General features: G+C 57.9%; 11 protein-coding genes and 1 pseudogene. 2 read left to right on the plus strand and 10 right to left on the minus strand.

Annotation, left to right across the window (positions count from 1 at the left end; genetic code table 11):
- Positions 1 to 52: 52 nt before the first annotated feature.
- The 6 genes and pseudogenes from ACPDZI_RS13385 to ACPDZI_RS13410 all read right to left on the minus strand — a co-directional run bounded on the left by ACPDZI_RS13385 (position 53) and on the right by ACPDZI_RS13410 (position 9,147).
- Positions 53 to 1,978 (minus strand): EAL domain-containing protein, encoded by a 1,926-nt coding sequence (locus ACPDZI_RS13385; protein WP_438833293.1) that lies wholly within the window; start codon positions 1,976 to 1,978, stop codon positions 53 to 55.
- Between the two features lie 3 nt (positions 1,979 to 1,981).
- Positions 1,982 to 2,770: a transglutaminase-like cysteine peptidase gene (locus ACPDZI_RS13390; RefSeq protein ID WP_438833294.1), complete on the minus strand. Its 789-nt coding sequence runs from the start codon at positions 2,768 to 2,770 to the stop codon at positions 1,982 to 1,984.
- A 119-nt stretch (positions 2,771 to 2,889) separates the two neighbouring features.
- A complete protein-coding gene (locus ACPDZI_RS13395) occupies positions 2,890 to 4,218 on the minus strand; it encodes a TolC family outer membrane protein (protein ID WP_146061230.1) in 1,329 nt (442 codons plus the stop codon).
- Positions 4,219 to 4,253: 35 nt separating this feature from the next.
- A pseudogene (locus ACPDZI_RS13400) lies at positions 4,254 to 5,671 on the minus strand (HlyD family type I secretion periplasmic adaptor subunit).
- Complete coding sequence (locus ACPDZI_RS13405; RefSeq protein WP_438833295.1) at positions 5,664 to 7,808, minus strand: type I secretion system permease/ATPase; 2,145 nt, start codon at positions 7,806 to 7,808, stop codon at positions 5,664 to 5,666. Before ACPDZI_RS13405 ends, ACPDZI_RS13400 begins: the two are co-directional and overlap by 8 nt.
- 403 nt (positions 7,809 to 8,211) lie before the next feature.
- A complete protein-coding gene (locus tag ACPDZI_RS13410; RefSeq protein ID WP_438833296.1) occupies positions 8,212 to 9,147 on the minus strand; it encodes a TIGR01212 family radical SAM protein in 936 nt (311 codons plus the stop codon).
- A gap of 613 nt (positions 9,148 to 9,760) precedes the next feature.
- Between ACPDZI_RS13410 and gltB the strand changes: the two genes are divergently transcribed.
- Together gltB and ACPDZI_RS13420 are read left to right on the plus strand one after the other, a co-directional pair.
- Complete coding sequence (gene gltB, locus ACPDZI_RS13415) at positions 9,761 to 14,218, plus strand: glutamate synthase large subunit (protein WP_438833297.1); 4,458 nt, start codon at positions 9,761 to 9,763, stop codon at positions 14,216 to 14,218.
- A 12-nt stretch (positions 14,219 to 14,230) separates the two neighbouring features.
- Positions 14,231 to 15,646 carry an FAD-dependent oxidoreductase gene (locus ACPDZI_RS13420; RefSeq protein ID WP_268030497.1) on the plus strand — a complete coding sequence of 472 codons (1,416 nt, stop codon included), beginning with the start codon at positions 14,231 to 14,233 and terminating at the stop codon, positions 15,644 to 15,646.
- An 84-nt stretch (positions 15,647 to 15,730) separates the two neighbouring features.
- Here the strand turns inward: ACPDZI_RS13420 and ACPDZI_RS13425 are convergent, their stop codons facing one another.
- From ACPDZI_RS13425 to ACPDZI_RS13440, 4 genes are read right to left on the minus strand one after another with little or no spacing between them, the layout of a single operon-like run.
- Complete coding sequence (locus ACPDZI_RS13425) at positions 15,731 to 16,267, minus strand: amino acid ABC transporter ATP-binding protein (protein ID WP_438833298.1); 537 nt, start codon at positions 16,265 to 16,267, stop codon at positions 15,731 to 15,733.
- Positions 16,204 to 16,491 (minus strand): ATP-binding cassette domain-containing protein, encoded by a 288-nt coding sequence (locus ACPDZI_RS13430; protein WP_438833299.1) that lies wholly within the window; start codon positions 16,489 to 16,491, stop codon positions 16,204 to 16,206. Before ACPDZI_RS13430 ends, ACPDZI_RS13425 begins: the two co-directional genes overlap by 64 nt.
- Positions 16,488 to 17,144 carry an amino acid ABC transporter permease gene (locus tag ACPDZI_RS13435; protein ID WP_438833300.1) on the minus strand — a complete coding sequence of 219 codons (657 nt, stop codon included), beginning with the start codon at positions 17,142 to 17,144 and terminating at the stop codon, positions 16,488 to 16,490. The genes ACPDZI_RS13430 and ACPDZI_RS13435 overlap by 4 nt, the downstream gene beginning before the upstream one ends.
- Before the next feature lie 57 nt (positions 17,145 to 17,201).
- Positions 17,202 to 17,975, minus strand: coding sequence for an amino acid ABC transporter substrate-binding protein (locus ACPDZI_RS13440; protein ID WP_016351172.1), 774 nt, complete (start codon positions 17,973 to 17,975; stop codon positions 17,202 to 17,204).
- Positions 17,976 to 18,064 lie beyond the last annotated feature (89 nt).

The following is an 18,064-nucleotide window of genomic DNA, read 5'->3' on the forward strand; positions in this document are numbered from 1 at the left end:
ATCTTTAGAATAAAAAAAGGGCCCTTATGGGCCCCTTTTGATTTGATAACGTTCAAGCCAGTGGGAATGCGGGATGAACAAAACCCTGATAACCATCGATATGCAATTTGGCAAGCAGCTCAACCTGATGTTGATCTTCAACCCGGGTCGCAATGGTTGTGACTCCGGCATTGTGAGCGGCGCGGCACACAGCTGCCAGGAAGGAGGTATCCGCCCCCGGCTCCATCACCTGACTGGTATAGCCATGATCAACCTTGACATAGGCTGGAGCCAGCTCTTCCAGATATCCCAGTGACTGGAAGTGACGTCCATAATGATCCACCCCCCACTGGAATCCATGTTCTTGCAAGGCCTTCACCAAGGCGGTGACATGATCTTTATGTTTCATGATGGCAGCTTCCGGGATTTCAAACAGCAGCCGCTCTTGCAGCTCGACATGATCCGTCAAATAGCCCGTCAACCACGCTCTGAACTCATCGGAACACAGCGAGCCAGCTGTAATATTGACCGCCAAGACCAGACCCGCCTGTTGTTGGAGCAATGGAATAGAAGCTTCAAGTATCGCCTGATCGAATTCGCCGCCCAATTTGAACTGTTCGATGGCCGGCAAGAATTGACCGGCAAAATAATCTGTGCCATCACGAGAAATAGAGGCAAACAATTCGGCATGCAAACGCTCACCGTTATCAAATCTGCAGGCAGGTTGCGCCTTGAAGCGCCACAAGTGCCGAGCGATGGCATCTTGTACCAGATCGCGCCAAGCCAGACGTCCCATCAGTCCTTGATCAACACCACCCTCCATGACTACTGCGCCACGACGTTCATTACGCGCTTTGCCCAAGGCGTTGTCGGCCTTGGTCAGCAACGCTGACAAATCGTCATTACCATCGCGCCCTGCAATACCGATAACGGAGAGTGCACCACCCTCACCCATGGGGTTCACAACCAGGTCGGCAATGCGACTATTGATCACTTCCGCCAAGTCTTTCAGCTGGGCCAGATCATCGGTAGGACACAGTAAGGCATATTCCGTGGCCGAAATCCGCGCCAGTGCCGACCCATCCCAGCCTTTCAGCTGCTCCTTCAGAGCCTGTGCTATCGACTTGACCATGTTGTCGCGAGCGGCAAACCCCTCCTCACGGTACAGGTCATCCAGCATATCGACAGCGACCAGCATGACGCCGCCTTGTCCTGCCTCGGCAATCCATGCGTTTACCTGACCCACGAAATAAGCCCGGTTGCCCAAGCCTGATACGGCGTCCACATAAACCCGCTCCCGCAATTTTTCAGCCTCATCAGCCTGTTCCTTGAACTGCAGGGCCAGCTTGCTGGAAAGCGTATTGATGGCTTGTACCACCTGTTTCAATTCATGGGTCTTGGGTTCAGGAATGGCGTGGCCAAAGTGGTGGAGCTCGATCTCCACCGCCTGTTCGCAGATCTGCTTGAGCGGCTTGAGCAAATAGTTGAGCGCACGCATCAACAAAATGGTGGTGATGAGAAAGCCTATCAGAAACCAGCTCGCCAGTTCGCTCATACCACGCCACAGCTCGTAGTAGGCTTGCCCGGGGTGGCCAACAACCTTCAATTTGCCCAGTTGCAGCCAACCAGAGGTCAGTATCGATTCGTTGGAGACTTCCGGAAACAGGCCCAAATTAATGAACCACTGCGGCACTCCCTGAATATTGTTGGTATTTTCATGCTCAATGACATCTTTGGAAGCCAACAAGTCCAGACGGACCAAGCGATAATATCCCCCATCAAATATCGCCTGAATGACGGATTCAGCCCCCACCTTATCGCCATTTTCCAAATAAGGCGTCAACGCCAATCCAAGGGATGTGGCGGTGTTGATAACAGTGGTTTCCTGTTGCTGCGCCAGATAGGTACGAGTCGAGTTGAATTGCACCCAATAGGTGGCTGCAAACAACAAGCCGAACAGGATCAACATGGTTGCCAGTAATTGTCTGTAGAGCGTCATAGGTTAATCATCCAAATTCAACACAGGCTGAGCCAATCGCCCCGAAGTCATGCGATTGCGTAAATCATTCCATAATCCCAGGCGTGAGGACTGTCCAGCCAGTTCCCCTTGACCACGCGCCTTCATCAACCACAAGTGACTACCGTTAAAGCTGTATATCGGCATCAGATCCCGGCGCTGGCTGGCTGGCCGGATTGACCCAATCAAGTTATCCAAAATCACGGGAACTGAGGATGGTGTTTCATAGTAAGCAACTACCATATGAAACTGGTTGTAATCCAATGCCTTGACATAGACCATCCGCATTTTTTCATCCGGCACCCCCAATTCCAGCAGGGTAAAGTACTTTGAAATGCTGAAGTCTTCACAATCACCACCAGCCGCGCCCAAAAATTCCAACGGGGTCGCCCAATAGTCTTTTTTACGCCACAACTTGATATCGTCGATAAAACGCATCTGGTTGAAAAACTGGTTTACCTTCTCCAGTTTCTGGCGGTCAGTCAGACCGGCGGCACGATTTTGCATAACCAGCGTACGCCAAGTCGTGACCCGTTTACCGGCCCTGACACCGTACGTATCTTGTGCACGCTGTACCAGCTTGAGATCTTCGGGGGTAAGAGGCTGGCTGGCAGAAAGCAACAAAGGCAGAGAAACCAGCAGCAGCCAGAGTGACCAGCGCAACCAGCGCAACCAGCGCAACCAGCGCAACCAGCGTGCGCGCAAAAACGGAGCCAAGACGAAACTTGACGCCATGCCGACACTGCCTGCTCGATACTGCTCAGTCACATGCATCTTCAAAAGATCCACTGGCTGTTACAACGCTGGCCAGAAGTGGCCGTCAGAGACAAGGGATGGCAGCAGCCCGGCTGCAGCCATCCCTTTTACTCGCATCAAACCTGATGCGCACTTCATTACTGTTTAGCTTGCCAATCGGCTGGCTGCTTCACATTAAATGCATTGAGCAAACTGCCAGTGGCATTGAGGATCCGATAATCCGCCAGCAAGGAGTCATACTCGGCCGTGATGTAGCTGCGACGGGCCTCAAACAGTTCGTTCTCGGTGTTCAGTACGTCAAGCAAGGTTCGCTGGCCCAACCCGAACTGCTTCTTGTACGCCTGTACGGTGTCATAGCTGGCATCCACGTGCTCTTTCAGGAAGGTCTTCTGCTTGGTCAAAGACTCTTTGGCGTTCCAAGCCAGGCGAGTTCCCTCTTCAACCTGACGGAAAGCATTCATATGAATATCTTTCGCCTGGGAATAGAGAGCGGACGTCGCCTTGCTCTGCGCCAGATCGGAACCACCACGGAACAGGTTGTAACGCATGCGCACCATGGCGGTCAGATCGTCATTGCGTCCCTTGACTGCATCAATGTCCTCGTTCCAGTTCTGATCCACTTCAAACGTGACATTGGGATAAAAACCGGACTTGGAGCCTTCATGCTGATATTTGGCGGCTTCGATATCCTGCAAGGATGACAGCAAGGTCGGATGCACCTCGGTCGCCGTCTTCAATGCGGCATCCAGGCTGCTCGGAATGAGCTGAGCATCCGGCACCGGCTGTACCAAATCTTTTGGCATCTCGTTGACTACCCGGATGAACTCGCTCTCGGCATCCCGGTAGTTATTTTCGGCAGCCGCCTGATTGGCGTAGGCTCTGGCAACACGACCATCAATTTGAGTCTGGTCTGCCGTGGATCCCAAACCAGAATCGGTCCGCTTGCTGATGTCGCTGCGGATCTGCTCGTGCGTTTCCAGGTTCTGTTTGGACAGCTCCAGGATTTCCTGCTGACGCAGCATGTTGAGGTAAACCTCAGCCACGCGCAGGGCGGTATTTTCCGCCTCAGAGATCATGGCCAGACGCTGAGCATTGGCTTCGGCATCGGTACGAGCCACGTTGCTGCTGACGTTGAAACCATCAAATAGCATCTGGCGCAGGCTGATACCGGCCTCTTTACGGGTCATGGAGTCATCGATGGTGGTCGAATTAGCGCCGGCCGCACGAGTTGACGGGCTGTCAGTCTTCTCATAGCCGACACCACCACGCAGATCGATGGTGGGATAGTAACCACCTTTGGCTCCATCATGCTGATACAGTCGCGCCTGATAGAGATCAAAAGCTTCCTTGATTTTGGGATGGGTAGCCAGTGACTGTGCCACTGACTGTTCCAGTGTTTGGGCCTGGGTAAAGCCCGGGAACAGCACGGCGCCACTTACTAACATGGCAACAATCGTCTTCTTCATGGTATCTCCAGTCATGTTGTTTTTAGATTGTTGGCTTATCGTTCTCTCAGTGCCGACTGCTTTGCCCGTAAAATCGGCTTAAGCAAATAGTCTAGGACACTTTTTTTACCAGTAATAATATCTGCACTGGCTAACATACCGGGGATGATGGGAAGTGCGTTAAGCTCATCGCCCAAGTAACTTTTCTCGGTGCGTACTCGTACCAGGTAAAAGGAGTTGCCATCTTCATCCTGGATCGAGTCAGCACTTATCTGTTCAACCTTGCCATGTAATCCTCCATAAATTGTGAAGTCATAGGCAGTAATCTTGACCACGGCTTCCAGCCCTGGCCGCAAGAACGCGATATCTTTGGGAGACACTTTGGCCTCGACCAGCAGAGTGTCTTCCAGTGGCACGATTTCCATCAGATCCATGCCGGGTTGTACCACACCACCCAGCGTATTGATCTTGAGCTTCTTGATGGTGCCCTTGAGCGGCGCGATCACGCTGGTGCGATCCACCCGATCCCGCAGCCCAACCTGACCTTCGGACAGCTGGCTCAATTTTCCTTGCCGTTCATTGAGCTCGGTCTGCGAATCGGCCCGGAATTTCAAGGCAATGTCGTTGCGCTTGGAGATGGTCTCCCGCAACACGGAGTTCAGTTTAGGAATAAGCAGCCGGTTGCTCTCCAATTCGCCCTGCATTTCGTTGACCTGTCGCTCCAGCTTGATCAACTCGACCTGTGGCACGATCCCCTCCTTGGCCAAGGGGCGACTGATATTGAGTTCCTGCCGCGCCAGATCCACGCTGCGCGCCACCGTCCTGATCTTGGCGTTGAGCTCTATGGTCTCCTGCTCTTTCTGTTCAATCTGTTGCCCCAGAATATAGAGCTGGTTGTTCAAATTGTTGAGACGCTCATCCTGAACTGATTTTTCTCGAGCCGCATACTCGGCAAAGACGTTTTCGAAACCGTCCGGAAAATCGATGGGTTGCTTGTCGACCACGACCTGCTCGCGCCACCCCAGATTGGGGCCGGTCTTGACCACCACGCTCTGGATTTCGGAGCGCAGCCTGGCAATATCCCCCTTGAGGGTCACCAGCTCCTGCTCCCGTTCACGAAAATCGGAACGGAAACGGGTGTCATCGATGCGCAGGAGCGGCTGCCCTTTTTCAACGATGTCACCCTCTCTGACGAAGATCTCCTTGACGATCCCCCCTCCAGATTCTGGATCACCTGCAATTGACGGGAAGGGATGACCTTGCCCTGTCCAACGGTGACCTCATCGAGCTCGGCCCAGGCGGCCCAGACGATGGCGCTCATGAAAAACAGGAAGCAGGCCCACAGCAATGCCCTGGCTCGAGTCGGGGTACTCAACAGTACCGCAGCCGCACCGTCATCGACGAATTCAAGGTGCTCCGGTGCCGGCAGTACGGCATCGGATGGCGCCTTCTTGAACAGGCCAAATTTAGCCATTGGACGCCTCCTGCACACGCACCTTGCCCTCTTTCAACTGTTGCAGCACAACCTCTTTGGGCCCATCGGCCACCACCTGTCCCTGTTCAACCACTATGACCCGTGAAGCGACATCGAGCATGGAGGTCTTGTGCGTGATCAGGATCAGGGTCGTTTCCGGCCCCAACCGTGCCAACTCATGCTTGACCTGCATCTCGGACTGGTTATCCATGTTGGAGGTGGGCTCGTCCATCACCAGAATGGGGGGGTCGTTGAGCAAGGCTCGCGCCAGCAGGATGGCCTGACGCTGACCACCCGAGAGCTGGCGGCCCCCTTCACCGATCTGCCGATCCAGCCCGTTGGGATCCCGATTGGTAAAATTGGTAACGCCAGCCCGTTTGGCAGCCCGCATGACCCGCACATCGTCCACCAGCGGATTGCCCAGCATGATATTGTCGCGTACCGAGCCAAAAAACAGGGTCACATCCTGCGGGACACAACCTATGTTGCGCCGGATAACCGAGGCCGGCAGCTGATCCAGCTCGAACCCATCGAGTCGCACCGAGCCATCGGTGGGCCGATACAAGCCCATCAAGATCTTCTCGAGCGTGGTTTTGCCCGCCCCGATCCGGCCTATGATGGCCACCTTCTCGCCCGGCTCGATACGCAGATTGATGTTGTGCAGGGTACTGGTTTCCATCCCCGGGTACTTGAACGATACATTGTCAAACTCGATCCGACCGGAGATCACGGGATGGTGGATATACTGTTTACCCTCTTCCTGCTCACCCGGTGTCACCATGATTTTTCCCAGGATTTCCAGTGCGGACTTGGCCTGGTTGTAGCGGGTGGAGAGCACCGACAACTGCACCATGGGCGCAATGGCACGGCTTGACAGCATGACGGCGGCAATCATGCCCCCCATGGTGACCAGCCCTTCCGAAATCTGATAAACACCGACAATCACCAGCGCCACCGTCACCACCTGCTGGATGTAACTGGCCAGCGAAGACATGGAGTTGGTGATGCGGCGAGTCTGTACACCCCATGTCGAGATATGGGAGACAGCCTGCTCCCAGCGATGCTGAAACATGCTCTCAGCCCCGAAAATCTTGACGGTCTCAAGACCTGAAATACTCTCGATCAGGTTGGCGTTCTTCTGGGAAGCAAGCCGCGATCCCTCTTCGATGGACTGCTTGAGCGGCGCCTGAATATAGAAGCTGTAAATGATGAGGATCAGCATGGCGACGATCGGCACCACCACCATGACACCGGCAAAAATCCAGATGATGAACAGGAAGAAGACCGCGAACGGCAGGTCGATGAGGGTAGAGACAGTGGCGGAGGTAAAAAACTCCCGTACCGATTCAAACTCCTGCAGATGTTTGGCAAACGCACCGGTCGAGGCCGGCCGCGACTCCATCCGCATGCCCATCACCTTGGCAAAGATCTTGGCCGACAACAGCACATCCGATTTTTTACCGGCGATGTCGATGAAGTAGCTGCGCAACTGGCGCATCACGAAATCGAAGGTGAACACCACCATGGCCCCGACGGCAAGCACCCAAAGGGAATCAAATGCCAGATTGGGCACTATCTTGTCGTAAACGTTCATGGTGAACAGCGGGCTGGCGATGGCAAACAGGTTGATGAGGATGGACGCGATCAGTACGTCCCGATAGATGCCACGGGATTCAAACAGAGTGCTCCAGAACCAATGCCCGTCACGGGTCTCCAGCACCTTGGGGGAGCGCTCATCGAACTTGAACTGTTTTTTGACAAAAAACAGTCGACCCAGATACTCATCCCCAAGCTGGGCCGCACTGAGCCACTGTGCCGCATCTCCCGCCTGAGGAAAGATGACCTTGCCTTGACTCCTGTCTTCATTCCACTCCAGCAGAATGCAGGCACCACCATTGCGCATCTGCAGCACGCAAGGCAGCAACAAGGGGGATATTTCGGCAAGCGGCTGGATCACTTCCCGGGCCGACAATCCGCCCCGCTCGGCGGCACGGCCAAACAGGTTGGGCGTCAGCAGGCCGGACACCAGTGGCAAACCGGTCGTCAGGGCATCCTTGCTGTTGGGCACCCCATAAAAGCGGGTCAGAAAGACCAGGCACTCCAACAACTCGTCAATACGGTTAGTTTCTGCTTGCATAGCATCCTGTCACTGCATGATTGGGCCGGCTCTATCGCCACACCGATATTCAAGCTTCACGGGCGCCGTTTGGCGCAGACGATCCCGTGACATAAAGAACAGAGCTCCCCGGGAAGGGATCAACAGCCTGATACACATTAAGCACAGGTACATGACATTGGATGTCATTGGCAGACCTGATAGGCATTACACCCAAAGACGAGACGGGCAGTTTGGCTGCGGATCGCGACACAAGATGGCGCCATATCCGATATATCCCGTCCAAATTGGAAATAATACAAGCTTATTGATAATGATATCTTTTTCAAGCCAAGTACTATATCAAGACAATTTTACCGAAACTATACCGCAAAGACTGAATTTCATCTAATAACTCACTGTTTTTTTGATGAAATTTGATTACCTAGTCGATATTGCCAGAAAGCAAAAAAGGGCGCCCCAGCGCATGGCCCTGGGCGCCGGAGCGGGCCAGTTCGCTAGCAATGTCAGCCATGGCTGTCCAGCGATTCTCGCACCAAGCCGGCGCCAACAGCGTCGCACGGCGTGCCGATGCCGAGATGCGGTGGTACACCACCTCGGGCGGTGTGTGCTGGATCATGGCGACTGCCGCTTCCACATATTGATCCAGGCTCGGCACCTCCAGCCGACCCGCCTGCCACGCCTTGCCAAGGGTGCTGCCCTCAACCACATGAAGCGGATGCAGCTTGATCCCTTCAACACCCGTCTCCACAATGCGCTGCAGCGTATTCAGGCTGTCCATGGCAACTTCACCGGGCAGACCGACGATCAGGTGGGCGCACACCTTGATGCCGCGCTGATGGGCCCTGGCCACAGCGTCAACATAGGCGGCATAGCCATGGCCCCGGTTGATGCGCTGCAGCGTCTTGTCGTTGGCGCTCTGCAGCCCCAGCTCCAGCCACACCTCATAACCCCGGGCCTGATAACCGGCCAGCAGATCCAGTACCGCATCCGGCACGCAATCTGGGCGCGTCCCCACGCACAAGCCCACCATGTCGCTCACCGACAGCGCCTCTTCATACATGCGCTGCAAGTACTCCACCTCGGCATAGGTGCTGGTATAGGCCTGAAAGTAGGCGAGATAACGTTTGGCCCGGGTCACTTCGTCCCGGCGAGCCAGCAGTTGCTGCACCACCGAAAGCTGCTGGGCCGACTCATCGGCAAAGGAGGAGACATTGCAGAAGGTGCAGCCGCCACGGCCCAGCGTGCCGTCCCGGTTCGGGCAGGTGAAGGCACCGTGAATGGAGAGCTTGTGGATCTTCTGGCCATGACGCTGCTTGAGATCCTGGCCGAATGTATTGACGAGTTCGTGTAACTGCATGACACCTCCAGTAAAGGGGCGTCATTGTACGAGCTTGGCCGCGCGCAGCGCTGCGCTGGATCAAGGGAGGAGAGAGTCGGGAAAACATATAAATATTCACCAATAACTGGATAAATATCAGCAAATGGGTAGTTATCGACGCTTTCGAGACTCATTCCCAATTTGACGAAGGCTCAACACCACCACAAAGCCATCTTCTAACAGTTTGTTGAATAATGAAAATTCTCTCATAGACGGTGGTTTTGCAAATGCAAGTCACCTGCTTCGTTATTGTGATCTCGGCCATTCACTTGTCGAGTGGATTGGTAAAATTACTACAAATCCTTGCCCCCATTGAGTCAACCAGCAAAGCCCAATATGACAATACAAAATCCTACAAAAACAAAAATAACCAGAGCAATGGCCAGTTAATACCCCATGCAGACCCGCAACCCGACATTTTGTTATGAGTTTGTGATAATGAAAACAGCCGGGATGTCCAATTGACCTTGCCGAAAAATCCCATTAGTTTGGAGATTCGCCACCTCAGGCGGACGGAACCACAAGAGCCAATCGCAATTTATGCAGTCTGTTGATGACAGTGCGATGCAAGGCCGAGCAAGGGAGAAATGCAATGTCACTATATGATCCAAAGCTGGAGAGGGATAACTGTGGCTTCGGCCTGTTGGCCCACATGGAAGGTGAAGCCAGCCACAAGCTTGTCCGTCTCGCGATGTCAGCATTGGCTCGCATGCAGCACCGTGGCGGCATCTCCGCCGACGGCAAGACCGGCGACGGCTGCGGTCTGTTGCTGCAAAAACCCGACAGCTTCTTCAGAGCTGTCGCCGAAGAGAAGGGATGGCATCTGGGCCGCAACTACGCGGTCGGCATGCTGTTTCTCAACCCCGATCCCGTCTTGGCGCAAGCCACTCGCGACATCATCGACGAAGAGCTGGAAAAGGAGACCCTGAGTCTGGTCGGTTGGCGCAAGGTGCCTATCGATACCAATGTACTCGGCTCCATCGCCAAGGCCTCCCTGCCCAGCATCGAACAGGTCTTTGTCAACGCCCCGCCCGGCTGGGTCGACAAAGATCTCGAGCGGCGCCTCTATATCGTGCGCCGCCGCATCGAGAAACGCATCAGCGACGACTACTTCTATGTGGTCAGCCTCTCCAACCTGGTCACCGTCTACAAAGGACTGTGCATGCCGGTGGACTTGCCGCGCTTCTATCTGGATTTGGCCGACATTCGCATGCAGGCGGCCATCTGCGTGTTCCACCAGCGTTTCTCCACCAACACCAGCCCGCGCTGGCCGCTGGCGCAACCGTTCCGCTATCTGGCCCACAACGGCGAGATCAACACCATCGCCGGCAACCGCCAGTGGGCCAAGGCGCGCAGCTACAAGTTCGCCACCCCGCTGATCCCCGATCTGCAAGAGGCCGCCCCCTTCGTCAACACCACGGGATCGGATTCCTCCAGCCTCGACAACATGCTGGATCTGTTCCTGGCCGGCGGCATGGACCTGTTCCGCGCCATGCGCCTGTTGATCCCGCCTGCGTGGCAGAAGCACCCGAACATGGATGACGACCTGCGCGCCTTCTACGACTTCAACTCCATGCACATGGAGCCCTGGGATGGCCCGGCCGGCATCGTCATGACCGACGGTCGCTACGCCACCTGCGCGCTCGACAGAAACGGCCTGCGTCCGGCCCGCTACGTCATCACCAAGGACAAGTTCATCACGCTGGCCTCTGAAGTGGGCACCTGGGACTACACCCCGGACGAAGTGCTGGAGAAGGGCCGGGTCGGCCCGGGGGAGCTGTTCGTGGTGGATACCAGCAACGGCAAGATCTGGACCAGCTTCGAGATCGATGACGATCTCAAGAGCCGTCACACCTACAAGCAGTGGATGGACAAGCACTGCAAGCGGCTGGTGCCGTTCGAGCAGATGGATGACGCCAGCACCGGCGCCCGCGAATTCTCCGACGATCAGCTGAAAACCTATCAGAAGCTGTTCGGCTACTCCTATGAGGAGCTGGATCAGATCATCCGGGTACTGGGTGAAAACGGCCAGGAAGCGGTGGGTTCCATGGGGGATGACACCCCGATGGCGGTGCTCTCCTCCAGCCAGCGCACCCTGTACGACTACTTCCGCCAGATGTTCGCCCAGGTCACCAACCCGCCCATCGATCCGCTGCGGGAAAACCACGTCATGTCGCTGGCCACCTGTATCGGCCGCGAGCAGAACGTGTTCAACGAGACCTTCGGCCACGCCCACCGGGTGCTGTTCCAGTCGCCGATCCTGCTCTACTCCGACTTCCACCAGTTGCTGGCACTGGAAGGGGAGCACTATCGCCATCAGGTGATCAGCCTCAACTTCAAGCCCGAAGAGGGCCTGGAAGCGGCCATCCTGCGCATCTGTGAAGAGGCCAAAGCTGCCGCCAAGGCCGGCACCGTGCTACTGATCCTCTCGGATCGCGACGTCAGTGCCGACACCCTGCCCATCCCGGCCGCCATGGCGGTGGGGGCGGTGCAGCGTACCCTGGTGGACAACAACCTGCGCTGCGACGCCAACATCCTGGTGGAGACCGCCAGCGTGCGCGACCCGCACCACTTCTCGGTGCTGCTGGGCTTTGGCGCCACCGCCATCTACCCCTACCTCGCCTACGAGACGCTCGCCAAGCAGGTAGAAGAGGGCGTGCTCAAGATGAGCCTGCGCCAGGCCATGCTCAACTACCGCAACGGCATCAACAAGGGGCTCTACAAGGTGATGTCCAAGATGGGCATCAGCACGGTGGCCAGCTACCGCTGCTCCCAGCTGTTCGAAGCGGTGGGCCTCTCCAAAGCCGTGGTCGAGATGTGTTTTCGCGGTGTATCGAGCCGCATCCAGGGCGCCGATTTTGCCGACATCCAGCAAGATCAGTTCAATCTGGCCCGTCAGGCCTGGCTGGCCCGCAAGGCCCTCACTCAGGGCGGCCTGCTCAAATTCGTCCACGGCGGCGAGTACCACACTTACAACCCGGACGTGGTGCAGACCCTGCAGACCGCGGTGCGCTCCGGCAACTATGCCGATTACAAGGAGTACGCCCGCCTGGTAAACGAGCGGCCGGTCGCCACCCTGCGCGATCTGCTTACCCTCAAAAAGGTCGACAACCCGGTGGCACTGGAGCAGGTGGAGCCGGCGGCCAAGCTGTTCCCCCGCTTCGACTCCGCCGCCATGTCCATCGGCGCGCTGGGCCCGGAAGCCCACGAGGCGCTAGCGGTGGCCATGAACCGGCTCGGCGGCCAGAGCAACTCCGGCGAAGGCGGCGAGGATCCCAAGCGCTTTGGTACCGAGAAGAATTCGCGCATCAAGCAGGTGGCCTCGGGGCGCTTTGGCGTCACCCCCCACTACCTGATGAACGCCGACGTGGTGCAGATCAAGGTGGCCCAGGGTGCCAAGCCCGGCGAAGGGGGCCAGCTGCCCGGTGACAAGGTGACGGCCCAGATCGCCAAGCTGCGTTACTCCGTGCCCGGCGTGACCCTGATCTCGCCGCCGCCCCACCACGACATCTACTCCATCGAGGATCTGGCCCAGCTCATCTTCGACATCAAGCAGATCAACCCGAACTGTCTGGTGTCGGTGAAACTGGTGTCCGAGCCCGGCGTCGGCACCATCGCCTGTGGCGTGGCCAAGGCCTATGCGGACTTCATCACCGTTTCCGGCTACGACGGCGGCACCGGCGCGAGCCCGCTCACCTCGGTCAAATACGCTGGCTCCCCCTGGGAGCTGGGCCTGGCCGAAACCCAGCAGGCGCTGGTCGCCAACGGCCTGCGCCACAAGGTGCGTCTGCAGGTGGATGGCGGCCTCAAGACGGGTCTGGACATCATCAAGGCGGCCATTCTCGGCGCAGAGAGCTTCGGTTTTGGCACCGGCCCCATGGTGGCGCTCGGCTGCAAATACCTGCGGATCTGCCACCTGAACAACTGCGCCACCGGCGTCGCCACCCAGGATGAGAAGCTGCGCCGCGAACACTTCACCGGCCTGCCGGAGATGGTGATGAACTACTTCAAGTTCATCGCCGAGGAGACCCGCGAGCTGATGGCCGAGCTTGGCGTCACCCAGCTCACCGACCTCATCGGTCGTACCGATTTGCTTCAGGCCCTGCCCGGCCTCACCGCCCGTCAGGCCAAGCTGGACTTGTCCGGCATCTTGGCGGCCCCAGTTGCACCGGCAGGCTCCAGCCTGTTCAGCCAGCAGCACAACCCCACCTTCGACAAGGGGCCCTTGAACCTCAAGATGGTGGAAGACCTGCTGGACGCGGTGGAAAACATGAGTGGCGGCGAGTTCCGCTACGACATCCGCAACACCGACCGCTCGGTGGGTGCGCGCCTGTCCGGCGAAATCGTCAAGCGCCACGGTAACCAGGGCATGGCGGCCGATCCGGTCAAGGTGCACTTCAACGGCACCGCCGGCCAGAGCTTCGGCGTCTGGAACGCCGGTGGCCTTGAGATGATCCTCACGGGGGACGCCAACGACTACGTGGGCAAGGGGATGACCGGCGGCAAGCTGGTGATCAAACCTCACGTCGGCGTGGCGTTCAAATCCCACGAGGCGGCCATCATCGGCAACACCTGCCTCTACGGCGCCACCGGCGGCAAACTTTACGCTGCGGGTACCGCTGGCGAGCGCTTCGCGGTGCGCAACTCAGGGGCCCTCGCGGTAGTCGAAGGGATCGGTGACAACGGCTGTGAATACATGACCGGCGGCATCGTCACCGTGCTCGGCACCACAGGCGTCAACTTCGCGGCGGGCATGACTGGTGGCTTCGCCTACGTGCTCGACGAGTGCGGCAACTTTGCCAAGCGCACCAACCCCGAGCTGGTAGAACTGCTGGACGTGGCGGATCTGGCCATCCACCAGGAGCACCTGCGCGGCATCATCACGGCGCACCTCAACGAAACCGGCAGCTCGCGCGCCGAGGAGATCCTGGCCAACTTCGACTCCTATGTGCCCAAGTTCAGGCTGATCAAACCCAAGTCCAGCGACGTCAAGTCCCTCTTGGGCCACACCAGCCGTTCCAGTGCAGAACTCAGAATCCAGGCGCAATAAGGAGGGAACCCTATGAGCCAGAACGTATTTCAGTTTATCGACGTGCAGCGGGTCGACCCGCCCAAGAAGCCGCTCAAGATCCGTAAGATCCAGTTCGTGGAGATCTACGAGTCCTTCAACCAGGCCCAGGTCGGCATGCAGGCGGATCGCTGCCTCGACTGCGGCAACCCTTACTGCGAGTGGAAGTGCCCGGTGCACAACTACATCCCCAACTGGCTGAAGCTGGCCAACGAGGGACGCATTCTGGAGGCGGTGGAGCTCTCCCACCAGACCAACAGCCTGCCGGAGGTGTGTGGCCGAGTCTGTCCGCAAGACAGACTGTGTGAGGGTGCCTGCACCCTCAACGACAGATTCGGCGCCGTCACCATCGGCAACATCGAAAAATACATCACCGACAAGGCGTTCGAGATGGGCTGGAAGCCCGATCTCTCCAAGGTGGTCAAGACCGGCAAGCGGGTCGCCGTCATCGGCGCCGGCCCAGCCGGCCTTGCCTGTGCCGACGTGCTGGCACGGGGCGGCGTCACCCCGGTAGTGTTCGACAAGTATCCCGAGATCGGCGGCCTGCTCACCTTTGGCATCCCCTCCTTCAAGCTGGAAAAAGAGGTGATGCAGCGTCGCCGCGAGATCTTTGAGGGCATGGGTGTGGAGTTTCGCCTCGAGACCGAGGTGGGCCGCGATGTCACCTTTGCCGACCTGCTCGGCGAGTTCGATGCGGTCTTCCTCGGGGTTGGCACCTACAAGTACATGAAGGGCGGCTTTGCCAACGAGGAGGCGCCAGGAGTCTATGACGCCCTGCCCTACCTCATCGCCAACGCCAACCGGCTGCTGGGTTTCGAGAAGACGCAAGCCGACTACATCGACTTTGCCGGCAAGCAGGTGGTGGTGCTCGGCGGCGGTGATACCGCCATGGACTGCGTGCGTACCGCCATCCGTCAGGGGGCCGACAAGGTGATTTGCGCCTATCGCCGCGACGAGGAGAACATGCCGGGCTCCAAGCGGGAGGTCAAAAATGCCCGCGAAGAGGGGGTTGAATTCATGTTCAACCTGCAGCCGGTCGGCGTGGAGCTGAACGCCCAGGGCCGCACCTGCGGCATCAAGGTGGTGAGCACCGAGCTCGGCGCCCCCGATGCCAATGGCCGCCGCAATCCGGTGGTGATCGCCGGCTCCGAGCAGGTGCTGGCTGCCGATGCAGTGGTGATGGCGTTCGGCTTCCAGCCCAACCCCCAGCCCTGGATGGCGGAACACGGCATCGAGCTTGACGGCCGGGATCGCATCAGGGCCTCGGAGCAGGCCGAACATGCCTTCCAGACCAGCAACCCCAAGGTGTTCGCCGGTGGCGACGCGGTGCGCGGCTCCGATCTGGTGGTGACCGCCATCTATGAAGGGCGCAAGGCGGCCGAAGGGATCATGGACTACCTGGCCGTGTGATCTGCCGTCGCAACCAAGCAGCCATACAAACAGCCCCGCTCGTGCGGGGCTTTTTTTATCTCGCTCTCGATCAGGCAGTACCGGCTAGATGCTCCAGCTCTCCGGCAGCCGCTCGGTGAGGGTGGAGATGTATTCGAAGGTACGCGCCCGCTTGGGGGTAGTGAACATCTGGCGCGCACTGCCCGCCTCCACCACCTCACCCGCCTCCAGGAAGATCACCTGCTGGGAGATCTGGGCCGCCAGGCGCAAGTCATGGGTGGCGATCAGCATGGTGGTGCCCTCACTGGCCAGCTGGCGCAGCACGGCCACCACCTCCTGAGCAAGCTCGGGATCCAGCGCCGAGGTGGGCTCGTCACAGAGCAGCACCTTGGGGGCCGGCGCCAGTGCCCGGGCAATGGCCACCCGCTGCTGCTGACCGCCGGAGAGAGTGGCAGGCACTGCCTCGGCCTTGTGCCTGAGCCCAACCTTGTCGAGCAATTGCAGAGCGCGCTCCGCCGCCCTCTCCCTGGGCCACTTCAACACGGTCACCAACCCTTCCATCACGTTCTCCAGCACCGTCATGTGCGGGAACAGCTGGAAGTTCTGGAACACCATGCCGGTCTGCTGGCGCAGGGCCAGCACGCTGTGCCGTGACAGATGCCGGGTAAAGTCGAGCTCGCTGCCCCCAGCACCAGCTGGCCTGCATCGGGTCGCTCCAGCAGGTTCACGCAGCGCAGCAAGGTACTCTTGCCGCTGCCGGAGGGACCGATCAGGGCGGTGACACTACCCGCGGCCATCGCCAACCCTACCCCTTTCAACACTCGCTGCCCCGCAAACTGTTTCTCGATGCCACTCAAGCGGATCATAGGGCGACCTCCCGGGTCTCTTTGTAAGCCAATCGCAGCTCCAGCTTGTCTTGCAGGGTGGAGAGCACCGAGCTGAACATCAGGTAAATGAGGGCCGTCTCGACATAAAGGATGAGCGGCTCATAGGTGACGGAGGCGAGCCGCTGAGCCGCCTGAAACAGCTCGGGCACGGTCACCGCCGCCGCCAGCGAAGTATCCTTGACCAGGGAGATGAAGGTGTTGGAGAGCGGCGGCACAGCGATGCGCGCCGCCTGCGGCAGGATCACCCGCCACATCATCTGGGGCCAGTTCATCCCAATGGAATAGGCCGCCTCCCACTGCCCTTTCGGGATCGCCGCCAGGGTGGCACGGATGATCTCCGAGCTGTAGGCACCGATGTTGAGGGTAAAACCGATGACGGCGGCGGTGAAGGCATCCAGCACGATGCCGGCGCTCGGCAGACCGTAAAAAATCAGAAACAGCTGCACCAGCAGCGGGGTGCCCCGAATAAGCCAGACATAAAACCGGACCAGCATCACCAGCGGGGCCGGACCATATAATCTGGCCAGCGCCACCGACAAGCCGAGCACGATTCCCAACACGAAGGTAATCAGGGTAAGTGGCACGGTAAAAATAAGCCCCGCACTGAGCAGGGGCCAAAAAGAGTCGATCATTAACTGCAACCAGGCCGGCACGTTAATATCCTCAGTTGTTATTATGTTGCCGCGATATTATTGCGAGACGTCGGTGCCGAAATATTTCTGCGATATTTTCTGATATTCGCCATCCTGCTTGGCATTGCGCAGCGCCTGATTGATGGCAGCCAGCAACTCGGGTTGTCCCTTGGCGAGCAGGGCAGCAGATTGATCCCCCTTGGCCTCGGTGGCCGCCACCTTCAACTTGGCGTCAGGCTTCTGTTTCTTGAAGTCGAGGAACGAGAGACTGTCGTTGATGGTGGCATCCACCCGCCCGGTCAGCACCAGTTCAAGGGACTGGTTGAATCCCTCGGTGGCCACCACCTCGGCGCCCGATGACTTCGCCAGCTGGGCAAAGTTGCTGGTCAGCGACTGGGAGGATTTCTTGCCCTTCAGATCGGCAAAACTCTTGATGCTGTGGTTGTCGCTGTGCACCACGATCACCGCCTTGGAGGTGATGTAGGGGTCTGAAAAATCATATTTTTTCAGCCGCTCAGGGGTGATGGCCACTTCGTTGAGCACCAGGTCGTAGCGCTTGGCGTCCACCCCGGCGATGAGCCCGTCCCATTTGCCCTCGACGAACTGCGGCTTCACGCCGAGACCGCTTGCAATCAGCTCGCCTATCTCCACGTCAAAGCCCACCAGCTTGCCGCTCTTGTCATGATAGGTGAAGGGAGGATAGGCCCCTTCGGTACCGATCTTGATCACCCCGGCCCGCTGGATCTCGGCCAGGCTGGACTGTGCCTGTACCGATGTCATCAGTGCCAGCGGAAGTGCCGCCATTAAAAACAGGGAGTGCCGTTTTTTCATTATTCACCTCGTTATATTTATGAACATCCAGAATGCTTGCCAACCACCACAAAATAAAACCAGCCGGTTATCATGTTTAATTTAATTAT

Source organism: Aeromonas oralensis, assembly GCF_049665575.1.
Classification (GTDB): Bacteria; Pseudomonadota; Gammaproteobacteria; order Enterobacterales; family Aeromonadaceae; genus Aeromonas; species Aeromonas hydrophila.